Raw genomic sequence first — 11,006 nt, 5'->3', positions numbered from 1 at the left:
AAGCCGTGGTACCGTGCGGGGGGGGTGTGGTGGTGGGTGTGGGGGGGTGTGCGTGAGGTGTGTGGGTGCGGCGGTGGGGGGGGTTTGAGTGCGGGGTGTCGTCGGCCGCGTCCGAGTGGATGAAACGTCGGGTGTGCGGTGGGGCGTGGTGTGCGTGTGGGCTCGGGATCTGTGTCTCGTGCGGCGTCGGGGTTGGGGTTGGGGTTGGCGATGTGGCCTAGTTCGTGGGCGAGGTCGAGGGCTTCGGTGATGAGGATCTGCAGGTCGCTGTTGTGGGCTAGTTGTCGGGCGTAGTCGGCGTCGATGGTGCCGTGGTCGGCGAGGTAGGCGGGGAGGTCGGCGAGGCGCAGGAGGGTGTCGATGTCGATGGTGACGGTGGTGAGGGGTCGGCGGCGGTCGGGGGGTTCGGGGTTAGCGGTGCAGGGGTGGTCGTCGTCGGGCTCGCAGGTGCAGGCGATGTGGGTTTCGCTGCGCATGAGGGCGGTGTAGGCGGCGGCGCGGCGTTGTCCTCGGGTGCGGGGGTCGCGGGGGCAGAGGGTGTCGGCTACTTCGTTGATGCGTTGCCAGCTGGCGGCGGCGTCTGCGGCTTCGAGGTCGGCTTCGATGGTGGCGATCATGTCTTTGTCGCGGTATTTCACTGTGGTCAGGCGGGTGAGGTCCGTGCGTAGTTGTGCGGCTTCGTCAGGCGCGCAGCGGTGCATGATGGCGTTGATTTCGGTGGCGAGTGGTCCGGGGGACAGGTGTAGTGCGGCGGTGAGGATGTCGGTTTGTGCGTGTTCGACGGCGGGGGTGCTGTAGGGGCCGGTGACGCGGTGGATGGCGCGTACTCGGGGTAGGTCGAGGTCTCCGGCGTCGAAGGCTGCTTTGATATGTGGGAGGCGTAGGCGCAGGTCCATTCCGATGTCGGAGTAGGTGTCTGCGACTGTTTTCGAGCATCCGAGTGCGGCTGCGGTTTCGGAGGATGCGTAGTTGCCGGCGTCGGTGATGCGTTCGCCGATGTGGACGGTCTGTTCGATGCAGGTTTCCCAGATGCGTGCGGCGTGGGCGACTTTGCGTGCGCAGGCTTTGTTTTCTTCTCTGGCTGCGTCGGCGAGTTCGGTCAGGAGTGTTGGGTCGATGGTGGGTGGTGCGAGTGGGCCCAGGTAGCGGGCGTATCTGCTGGGCGTCGTGGTGTGTGGCATGTGGTGAACCCCCCGGTTCATGGGAACGTATGTTCGAATATACCGCCCGTTCCTTTCAGCCGCAAGGCCTTTCGGTTTGTGGGGCAACCGTTTTTGAAGTTCGATCTACTAGCACACGACACCGACAAAAATGCGTACAAGGCGCCGTTCGACTAGCGGGGCTGGATCAGTCGAAAGGATTCCAGAACTACTTTCGTGTCGTCGTCGACAGTGAAGGTGGGATCGCCCAGTGCCGAGCGCATTTCCGTGGAGTGCCAGAATGATTCGTGGTCGCGCCGCCAGTCGGCTATCGAGCGGTGACCTTCGCCCTCGGCCATGGCGTGGTCGAGTGAAACGTCGGCGAGTCGCACGATGCGCACTCCCGTCACTTCGATGACACCGACAGGGTTCCCGGACGAATCAATGACCGAGAATCGATTGCCGACGGCCGGAATGGGGTCACCGGATGCTGTGTAGTCGGCCACCAAGCCCGTCGTCGATGTCTTCTTGCCGTCGAGGACAGTCTCCACGAGGGAGTCGCGCAGCGGACCGGGGAAGGCGAATTCTACTGCGGGTGGCTGGGTCATGGCGTAACGGACGGAGAGTCATCGCCGGTGTTCTGAATACGAAAGCTGATGGCTTCGAGTGCAATTCGGCGTATCTCGTTCACGGCCTGTCCGATCACGACGGTTCCTATGGCCATGGCCTCCACGGCGGAGGCGCGGTCCGGTCGCGTACGGGCGTAGTTCACCTCACCCCGGGCAGTTGCCTCGGCAGCGTCGGCCACGTCGTCGAAGTAGTTCAAGTCGATCGGGAAGTCGAAGCGTCTCAACGTCGCCACGAGTTCTGCCAGCCTGAAGGGAGCGGGAGCCGCAGGATCCACGTGCCAATCACGCGCGGAAATCCATTCTCGCACTTCGTCGTAGGTTCGGGCGACGTCCGGTGCCGCGTCGTCGGGGTCGATGTCGTCCAGCCCGTGCATCACGGCTCCGAACGTGTCGTGAGCGGAGGCTGATTCGTGATCGATCGTTGCCAAAGTGGCGCGGGCGACGGAAATGGAGAGTCCGCCGACGTCGATCAAGGCGCGGATGAGGCGCAACCGTCGTACGTGCTGGTCGTTGTAGTCGGCCTGATTGGGTGCGGTCTGCTTGCCTGCGGGGAGGAGGCCCTCGCGCAGGTAGAACTTGATGGAGGCTGTCGACACGCCGGAGTGCTTGCTCAGCTCGGAGATCCTCATCCGAGCACCCTTGACTTCACGAACGGAGAGTATCACTATCTATTACAGATAGTTCCTCTATCCATAGTCTGGAGGTTCGACATCGTGAACCGCAACGGAGTGCAACCCGGCCGCTACACGGCCTCGATGGACGGCGATTTCGTCGTCTTTCTCATCGGCATGCGGATAAACAAGCTGTGGAAGGTGCACAAGTGGTTTCCGCCGTTCGTCGCCATGCCGAAAATGTTGCGCGAGTTGAGGAAGCATCCGGAGAAGGGGCTCTTGGGCGCTCGCCTGTCCTTCGGCGGACGTACGGTAACGGTGGTCCAGTACTGGCGGAGCTTCGATCGGCTCGAGGCGTTCGCCCGGAACCCGAGTGATCCACACTTGCCGTCGTGGAGGGCGTTCGACACCAGAGTCGGCAGTAGCGGTGACGTCGGCGTCTATCACGAGACCTATCGGGTGGGCCCCGGCAGTCACGAGTCGATCTACTCGAACATGCCCATCATGGGGTTGGCTGCCGCGGGAACTTCCGTCGTGGTCGGAAAACGAACCGAATCAGCAAGGGCCCGAATCTCGAAGTGACTGTGCGACGGCATCCTGCGTCAGGGCATGTCCGCGATACTGTCGATTCTGTGGTCGAACTCGCCCCTCGCATCGTCCACCGAATGATCGATTCGGCCGAATTCCAACGGGCGATGAACGAACACGGTCTTCATGCCGACGGCCCTGGCGGCCCGGAGGTCGTACGGGTGTGATGCGACCATCGCTGCACGGTCGGGTTCGACCCCGAGGTAACGACACGTTCGCTCGTACATGAAAGAAGCCGGCTTGAAAGCGCCGAACACTTCGGCGGTCAGCACTGCGTCCCAGTCCATCCCGGCTCGCTTGAACAGATGCACCATGGTCGCCATGTCGGTGTTGGACAAGCTCGCGACGACCGAGGTCTGTCGTAGATCTCGCAGGCCGTCCACTGAATCGGGCCACGGCCGCAGGTTCTTCCATGTATCGGCCAACGCCGTCCGGGCAGGAGAAGGGATCTTGAGCCCGAGTTTTTTCGCGACCGAATCCAGGCCGTCTCGGTAGACGTTCTGCACCGGCTGCCAATGCTCGGCCGACTGCGTCAGGGTGGACGTTCGCTCGAAATAGTCCTGACGCCAGGCTCGCACTGCATCGCCGACGACTTCGTCGTCCACCCATTCGGACAAGGCGTCGGCTACCGGCCCGAAGAAGTCGAACAGTGTGCCCTGAATGTCGAAGACATACGCGTCGTAGACCCCCATGGGCATCGATGGTACCGACGAGCCCTGGCCGAACCGTCAGGCGCGATCGTGGAGGGTGATGTGGTAGCCGTCGGGGTCGGCGAAGGTGAAGGTGCGGCCGAAGGGGCCGTCGATGGGTTCCGACACGATGACCTGAGTGTTGCTGTCGGGGTCGCTCTGCGCACTCCGCTCCTGGTCCGCTACGAGGGTGTCGTGGATGGATTGAACGTCGTTGGCGTGCAGCCAGATTGCGGCGCCGATGCCCGGCCGGTCCGCGGAGGCGAGATCGGTTCCGGCGACGATCTCCCGCAGAGCGAAAGCGATGGGAGTGGTCTCGAAGACCACGGCGTGGGGTGGGCCGGCGGGCGAACGCACGAGGCCGAGGTACTTCTCGTAGAACGCCTGCGATGCGGCGAGGTCGCGTACTTGGAGGGAGATGAAATCGGGACCGGCGACTGCCATGGAAACTCCTTCGACGTGTGTCAGTTATCTGACACGAACGAATCTATGTCAGAATGCTGACATGAGTCAAGCCGACCGAGGGATCGACCTGAACACCTCGTTGGGGTACCTGCTGAAGGAAGCGTCCAGTGTCCTGCGGGCCGCGATGGAGGAAGTCCTTCGGCCGCTCGGGATGAGCGTGACGCACTACTCGTGCCTCGAACTGCTCGCTCAGCGGCCGGGCCTGTCCAACTCCGAACTCGCCCGCGGCGCCTTCGTCACCAGGCAATCGATGAACGTGCTGTTGCAGGCTCTCGAACGGGACGGGGTCGTCGTCAGGCCGACGGAAGCTCCCGTCGGAAAGGCCCTTCCGGCCCGGCTCACCGAACGCGGCCGGCGGGAGCTCGAGAAGGCGACTGCCGCGGTCAGGTCCGTGGAGGACCGGATGCTGGCCGGTATGTCCGGCGACGAACGCGAGACGGCGTTCCGGCTCCTCGGCGGAATGATCCGATCGCTCAACGACCGCGGAGACGCATCCTGAGTCAGAGCTTCAGATCCACCCACACCATTCGGTGATCCGAGGGGTGCGAGGCATCGGTCGGCCAGAAGACCTCCGAGCCCGTGACGGTCAGGTCAGCCGACGGCAATGCGTAGTCGACGCGTAGGTCGCCGGGAGTCGGGTCGGAAAAGTCGGCGGTATCGGTGTTGCCGTCGGCTCCCGACGTCGGCGCCGGATCCTGGATGCGGGGGTTGTCGAGCAATTGCTGAATTGACCCTGCTACCGAGTCGCCGTCGACCGGATCGCTGTTCTGGTCGCCCAGAACGACGAACGATGCGTTCTGCGTCAAGCCTCCGCGAACGCCGTTGTCGTCGTACAGGTATCCAGCGCCGTCGATGTAGTCGGCGGTGAGGCGGATCTCGTCGTGATTGCGTTTTCCGTTGCGGTCCTCCGGTCCGTCGAACGACGGGGGAGTCGGGTGCGACGCCAGAATGTGCACGGTCTTGCCGTCGATGTCGACGGGCACGTCCCAGTGAGACTTGCTCGACAAGCGCAGTGCGTCCGAGTTCGCGCCGTAGTAGTCGCGAGGCAGAAGCGAATCCGGCATGTCCTTCCACAGGAAGTTCTGGAATGTCCGGACGCCGGAGGTGTCGATCGGGAACTTCGACAGCACGACCATGCCGTACTGGCCGGGAAACTGCCCGAAACCGAATGCGTCGTTCGGTCCTCCGGTAGCACCGTCGGAATCGAGGTCGAGTCCGGAGTCGACGCCGGTGTTCACGGGTGCCGTGAAGGAGTAGGGGTACGCGCCACCCAGGTAGTTCTCACGAAACAGATCCAGTGCCTCGGGCGAATAGTCGAATTCGTTGATCAACAGAACATCCGGCGAATTGTGGTCGATCACGTCGGCGACGGCTCGGGCCTGCGCGTTCTCGCCGTGCAGTTCGGTGGCCAGTTGTCCCTCGGCGGGTCGGTTGAGGCTTGCATTGAACGTCGCGACGCGTACCTGACGGGGCTCGGCGTCGCTCGCTCCCGGCGTCGAACATCCGGCGAGTAGTCCAGTGGCAAGTAGGGCTGCGGCAAGTCCGGCGGTCTTCACGATCGGAGACCGTACCGACGTTGTCTGAACAACACGTAAATTAACAAGCAGGCATGCTTGCTTTTTACGCGGTGTGGTGTGAAGCTGTTCCCATGGCCGACCTCGACTCGATCATCGATGACCTCCGCGCCGAGGGTGACGACCTCGACGCCCTGGTCAGCGACCTGACCGACCAACAATGGTCGACGCTCACGCCCGCCGAGGGCTGGACCGTCGCCCATCAGATAGGTCATCTGTCCTGGACGGACAATGTCGCCGAGCGCACGACGTCGGGTGCCGCAGGAGACGATCGCGCCAAAGCCGAGTTCGACATCGTTCTGAAGCAGGCCTGGTCCGATCCGACCGGTTTCGTCGACGTCGCGGCCGAGGAGGAAGCGCGGCGGCCCGACCTCCTCGAAACCTGGCGCTCACGTCGTCACGCAATGACGGATGCCCTCGCGACGGTGCCCGCCGGAGTGAAGATTCCGTGGTTCGGACCGCCGATGAGCGCGGCCTCGATGGCGACGGCACGACTGATGGAGACGTGGGCACACGGACAGGACGTCGCCGACGCACTCGGCGTCCGCCGCGAGCCCATCGAGCGCATCAGAGGCGTCGCGCACATCGGAGTCAGAACCCGCGACTTCGCGTACGCCGTCAACCACCAGACCCCGCCGACCGAGCCGTTCCGGGTCGAGCTGACCTCCCCCTTGGGTGAGCTCTGGACCTGGGGCCCCGGTGACGCGTCTCAGCGCGTCACCGGCTCGGCGGCGGACTTCTGCCTGCTCGTCACTCAGCGCGCCCATCGCGACGACCTCGACGTCCACGCCGAGGGCGCCGACGCCCAGCACTGGCTCACCATCGCCCAAGCCTTCGCAGGCCCTCCAGGACCAGGACGATCCCAGAAATGAGTACCCCCCACGTCAGAATCGGCAACTGTTCCGGTTTCTACGGTGACCGACTCTCCGCGATGCGGGAGATGCTCGAAGGTGGTGAACTCGACTACCTCACCGGCGACTACCTCGCCGAACTCACGATGCTCATCCTCGGCCGCGATCGCATGAAGGACGCATCCCGCGGATACGCCAAAACCTTTCTCCGCCAGGCAGAGGACTGCCTCGGTCTCGCTCTCGACAGGGGCGTGAAGATCGTCGCGAACGCCGGCGGACTCAACCCGAAAGGCCTCGCCGACGCGCTGACCCAGCTCGACTCCGGTGCGAAGATCGCGTACGTCGACGGCGACGATCTCCTGTCCCGCGCGGACGAGCTCGGCCTGGGTAGCCCTCTCACCGCCAACGCGTACCTCGGCGCGTGGGGAATCGTCGAAGCGCTGAAGTCCGGCGCCGACGTCGTCGTCACCGGCCGCGTCACCGACGCCTCGGTCATCGTCGGCCCCGCGGCGTACCACTTCGGTTGGAACAGAACCGACTACGACGCTCTGGCCGGTGCCGTGGTGGCCGGTCACGTCATCGAGTGCGGCACCCAGGCGACCGGTGGCAACTACTCGTTCTTCACCGAGATCGCCGACATGGGACGTCCCGGGTTCCCGATCGCCGAGATCCATGCCGACGGATCGTCGGTCATCACCAAGCACGACGGCACCGGCGGCGCAGTCAGCGTCGGAACCGTCACCGCGCAGTTGCTCTACGAAATCACCGGCGGGCGATACGCGAACCCCGACGTCACAGCTCGTATCGACACCGCTGTACTGACTCAGGAGTCCATCGACCGCGTCAGGATCTCCCAGGTGAAGGGCGAGGCCCCGCCGCCCACGCTGAAGGTCTCGCTCAACTCGCTCGGCGGATTCCGCAACGAGTTCACCCTCGTTCTGACCGGTCTCGACATCGACGCGAAAGCCGAACTCGCGCAGAAGCAATTCGAATCCTGGCTGCCGACCAGACCCAAGGAACTCGAATGGACGCTGGTGCGGACCGACAAGCCCGACGCGCCCACCGAGGAAACCGCAAGCGCGCTCCTGAGGTGCGTGGCCCGCGACAGTGATCCGAACATCGTCGGCCGCCAGTTCTCATCGGTAGCAGTGGAGCTCGCTCTCGCCAGCTATCCCGGCTTCTCGTTGACCGCGCCGCCCGGACACGGTGCGCCGTTCGGTGTCTTCACCGCCGGATACGTCGATGCAGGCGAGGTACCGCACACGGTCACCCTCGCCGACGGCACCCGGGTCGACATTCCACCGGCCACCGACACTGAAGTACTCGAACCGCTCCCGGAGCCCGAACTTCCACCGAAACGACCTGGCGAGTCGACGATCACAGTGCCACTCGGTACCGTCGCCGCCGCACGAAGCGGCGACAAAGGCGGCAACGCGAACGTCGGAGTGTGGGTGCGCAGCGACGACGAATTCGCCTGGCTGGCCCACGCTCTCACCGTCGAAGAACTGAAGTCGCTGCTCCCCGAAGCCGCAGACCTCACCGTCACCCGGCATGTGCTGCCGCACCTCAAGGCCCTCAACTTCGTCATCGAAGGCATCCTCGGCCAAGGCGTCGCATCGCAGGCACGATTCGATCCACAGGCCAAGGGGTTGGGCGAATGGCTCAGGTCCCGGCACATCGCCATTCCCGAAACTCTCGTATTCCAAGGACAGATATGACCGTGTGGACCACGCCGGAGCGTGAACAGCTCCGCAAGACCGTGCGCAGTTTCGTCGAACAGGACATCCTGCCGCACTTGAACCAGTGGGAGTCGGACGGTGAACTCCCACGCGATCTCCACCGTAAAGCTGCGGCTCTCGGTCTCATCGGAGCGGGCTTTCCCGAGGAGGTCGGCGGCGACGGGGGAGACCTCGCCGACGCTGTGGTCATCTGCGAGGAAATGCACCAGGCAGGCGCGTCGGGAGGACTCTTCGCTTCGCTGTTCACCAGCGGAATTGCGTTGCCGCACTTGGTGGCCGCGGGTGATCCGGACCAGATCGAGAAGTGGGTACGCCCTACCCTCGCAGGCGAGAAGATCGGATCGCTCGCGATCACCGAACCGGGCGGCGGATCCGACGTCGGACATCTGCGGACGAGGGCCGTCAAGGACGGCGATCACTACGTCGTCAACGGTGCGAAGACGTACATCACGTCGGGGTGCCGCGCAGATTTCGTGGTGACGGCGGTCCGCACCGGCGGTGACGGCGCCGGAGGGGTCTCGCTTCTGGTCGTGGAGAAGGGCACGCCTGGATTCGAGGTGACGAGCAAGCTGGACAAGATGGGCTGGCGGGCGTCGGACACGGCCGAGCTCTCCTTCGTCAACGCCCGGGTGCCCGTGAGCAATCTGGTGGGCGCGGAGAACACGGGCTTCGCGCAGATCGCGCAGGCGTTCCTGACCGAACGCATCGCGCTCGCCGCGCAGGCCTATTCGAGCGCTCAGCGGTGCCTCGACCTGACGCTGCAGTGGGTTCGCGACCGCGAGACGTTCGGAAAGCCGCTCATCAAACGGCAATCCGTACAGAACACCGTCACCGAGATGGCGCGCAAGATCGACATCGCGCGGGTCTACACCCGCAGCATCGTCGAACGGTCCATGACCGAGAACAACGACTTCATCGCCGAAGTGTGCTTTGCCAAGAACACTGCCGTCGAATCCGGCGAATGGGTCGCGAACCAGGCCGTCCAGTTGTTCGGCGGCCTCGGCTACATGCGGGAGAGCGAAGTCGAACGTCAGTACCGCGACATGCGCATCCTCGGTATCGGCGGAGGCACCACCGAGATCCTGACCGGACTGGCTGCAAAACGATTGGGGTACCAGGCATGAGCGTGCTGAAGTCCACCCTCGACACCGCGTCGGAGCAATTCACCGGTGCCGCCGAGGCGATGAACACCAAGCTGGCGGAGATCGACGTCGAGCACGGTAAAGCGCTTCTCGGTGGCGGTGAGAAATACGTCGAGCGGCACCGCAAGCGCGGCAAACTCCTGGCGCGTGAACGAATAGAACTACTGATAGACGAGGACTCGGCGTTCCTCGAGCTGTGCCCACTTGCCGCGTGGGGCAGCGACTTTCCTGTCGGTGCGAGCACGGTCATGGGCATCGGCGTCGTCAGCGGTGTCGAATGCCTCATCGTCGCCAACGATCCGACGGTGCGCGGCGGTGCCAGCAACCCGTGGACCCTCAAGAAGGGTTTCCGGGCCAACGACATCGCGACGCAGAACCGGTTGCCGGTCATCTCCCTCGTCGAGTCCGGTGGTGCCGACCTGCCGACTCAGAAGGAGGTGTTCATTCCAGGCGGACGCATGTTCCGTGACCTGACGCAATTGTCCGCCAAAGGAATTCCGACGATTGCCCTGGTTTTCGGCAACTCCACGGCCGGCGGTGCCTACATTCCCGGCATGTCGGATCACGTCGTCATGATCAAGGAACGCTCCAAGGTTTTCCTGGCCGGACCGCCACTGGTCAAGATGGCGACCGGTGAGGACTCCGACGACGAATCCCTCGGCGGCGCCGAGATGCATGCCCGAAAGTCCGGTCTCGCGGACTACTTCGCGGTCGACGAGCAGGACGCCATCCGCATCGGTCGCAGCATCGTCAAGAGACTCAACTGGAAGAAGAAGGGCCCGGAACCGCGAGCAGAGGTCATCGAACCACTCGCCGATCCCGAGGACCTGCTCGGCATCGTGCCGACCGACTTGAAGATTCCGTTCGATCCCCGTGAGGTCATCGCGCGCATCGTCGACGGCAGCGATTTCGACGAGTTCAAGCCGATGTACGGCGGGTCGCTGGTCACCGGCTGGGCCGAACTGCACGGCTACCCCATCGGCATCCTCGCCAACGCACGTGGCGTCCTGTTCAGCGAAGAATCGCAGAAGGCAACCCAGTTCATTCAACTTGCCAATCGATCGAACACGCCGTTGTTGTTCCTGCACAACACCACCGGTTACATGGTCGGAAAGGAGTACGAGGAAGGCGGCATGATCAAACACGGCTCGATGATGATCAACGCCGTCTCGAACTCCAAGGTCCCACACATCTCGATTCTGCTCGGAGCGTCGTACGGCGCCGGCCACTACGGCATGTGTGGCCGCGCCTTCGATCCCCGGTTCCTCTTCGCGTGGCCCAGCAGCAAATCCGCTGTCATGGGCGGAGCCCAACTTGCGGGCGTCATTTCCATCGTCGGACGGGCAGCAGCGGAAGCCCGCGGCCAAGCATTCGACGAGGAAGCCGACGCAGGCCTGCGCGCGATGATCGAGAACCAGATCGAAGCCGAGTCGCTGCCGATGTTTCTCTCCGGACGCCTCTACGACGACGGCGTCATCGACCCCCGTGACACCCGAACGGTGGTGGGAATGTGCCTGTCGGCTATTGCCACCGCCCCGATCGAAGGCACCGAGAACTTCGGCGTCTTCCGGATGTGAAG

Annotated in this window: 12 protein-coding genes; 6 read left to right on the top strand and 6 right to left on the bottom strand. The window is 63.9% G+C overall.

The window, feature by feature from the left end; translation table 11 throughout:
• The 3 genes from CH290_RS29910 to CH290_RS29900 all read right to left on the bottom strand — a co-directional run.
• Positions 1 to 1,181, bottom strand: a 1,181-nt coding sequence (locus CH290_RS29910) for a DUF222 domain-containing protein (RefSeq protein ID WP_094739419.1), incomplete at its 3' end; no start/stop codon positions are given.
• A 152-nt stretch (positions 1,182 to 1,333) separates the two neighbouring features.
• Complete coding sequence (locus CH290_RS29905; RefSeq protein ID WP_033190186.1) at positions 1,334 to 1,747, bottom strand: ASCH domain-containing protein; 414 nt, start codon at positions 1,745 to 1,747, stop codon at positions 1,334 to 1,336.
• On the bottom strand, positions 1,744 to 2,397 hold the full coding sequence (locus CH290_RS29900) for a MerR family transcriptional regulator (protein WP_033190240.1): 654 nt from the start codon (positions 2,395 to 2,397) through the stop codon (positions 1,744 to 1,746). The genes CH290_RS29905 and CH290_RS29900 overlap by 4 nt, the downstream gene beginning before the upstream one ends.
• 84 nt (positions 2,398 to 2,481) lie before the next feature.
• On the opposite strand from CH290_RS29900, the gene CH290_RS29895 reads away from it, so the two are divergent.
• A complete protein-coding gene (locus CH290_RS29895; RefSeq protein WP_033190187.1) occupies positions 2,482 to 2,961 on the top strand; it encodes a DUF4188 domain-containing protein in 480 nt (159 codons plus the stop codon).
• Positions 2,962 to 2,981: 20 nt separating this feature from the next.
• Here CH290_RS29895 and CH290_RS29890 read toward each other — a convergent pair whose 3' ends face one another.
• The gene (locus CH290_RS29890; protein WP_033190188.1) at positions 2,982 to 3,659 is read right to left on the bottom strand and encodes a haloacid dehalogenase type II; all 678 of its coding nucleotides are present in this window, start codon (positions 3,657 to 3,659) and stop codon (positions 2,982 to 2,984) included.
• A gap of 36 nt (positions 3,660 to 3,695) precedes the next feature.
• A complete protein-coding gene (locus CH290_RS29885) occupies positions 3,696 to 4,100 on the bottom strand; it encodes a VOC family protein (protein ID WP_033190189.1) in 405 nt (134 codons plus the stop codon).
• A 61-nt stretch (positions 4,101 to 4,161) separates the two neighbouring features.
• Between CH290_RS29885 and CH290_RS29880 the strand changes: the two genes are divergently transcribed.
• Positions 4,162 to 4,620, top strand: a complete 459-nt coding sequence (locus tag CH290_RS29880) for a MarR family winged helix-turn-helix transcriptional regulator (protein ID WP_033190190.1) — start codon at positions 4,162 to 4,164, stop codon at positions 4,618 to 4,620.
• Position 4,621: 1 nt separating this feature from the next.
• Here the strand turns inward: CH290_RS29880 and CH290_RS29875 are convergent, their stop codons facing one another.
• Entirely contained in the window at positions 4,622 to 5,677 is a 1,056-nt protein-coding gene (locus CH290_RS29875; protein WP_033190191.1) for an endonuclease/exonuclease/phosphatase family protein, read from the bottom strand.
• Positions 5,678 to 5,769: 92 nt separating this feature from the next.
• Between CH290_RS29875 and CH290_RS29870 the strand changes: the two genes are divergently transcribed.
• The 4 genes from CH290_RS29870 to CH290_RS29855 are packed head-to-tail and all read left to right on the top strand — an operon-like array spanning position 5,770 to position 11,004.
• Positions 5,770 to 6,567, top strand: coding sequence for a TIGR03084 family metal-binding protein (locus CH290_RS29870; protein ID WP_033190192.1), 798 nt, complete (start codon positions 5,770 to 5,772; stop codon positions 6,565 to 6,567).
• Positions 6,564 to 8,264: an acyclic terpene utilization AtuA family protein gene (locus tag CH290_RS29865; RefSeq protein WP_033190193.1), complete on the top strand. Its 1,701-nt coding sequence runs from the start codon at positions 6,564 to 6,566 to the stop codon at positions 8,262 to 8,264. The genes CH290_RS29870 and CH290_RS29865 overlap by 4 nt, the downstream gene beginning before the upstream one ends.
• Entirely contained in the window at positions 8,261 to 9,409 is a 1,149-nt protein-coding gene (locus CH290_RS29860; protein WP_033190194.1) for an acyl-CoA dehydrogenase family protein, read from the top strand. Before CH290_RS29865 ends, CH290_RS29860 begins: the two co-directional genes overlap by 4 nt.
• On the top strand, positions 9,406 to 11,004 hold the full coding sequence (locus tag CH290_RS29855; RefSeq protein WP_019665500.1) for an acyl-CoA carboxylase subunit beta: 1,599 nt from the start codon (positions 9,406 to 9,408) through the stop codon (positions 11,002 to 11,004). Before CH290_RS29860 ends, CH290_RS29855 begins: the two co-directional genes overlap by 4 nt.
• Positions 11,005 to 11,006 lie beyond the last annotated feature (2 nt).

The sequence above is a fragment of the Rhodococcus sp. 06-156-4 genome (assembly GCF_002259345.1).
Lineage (GTDB): Bacteria > Actinomycetota > Actinomycetes > Mycobacteriales > Mycobacteriaceae > Rhodococcoides > Rhodococcoides fascians_E.
Note: the sequence above shows the minus strand (reverse complement) of the source record. Positions and strands in the feature narration are given on the sequence as shown.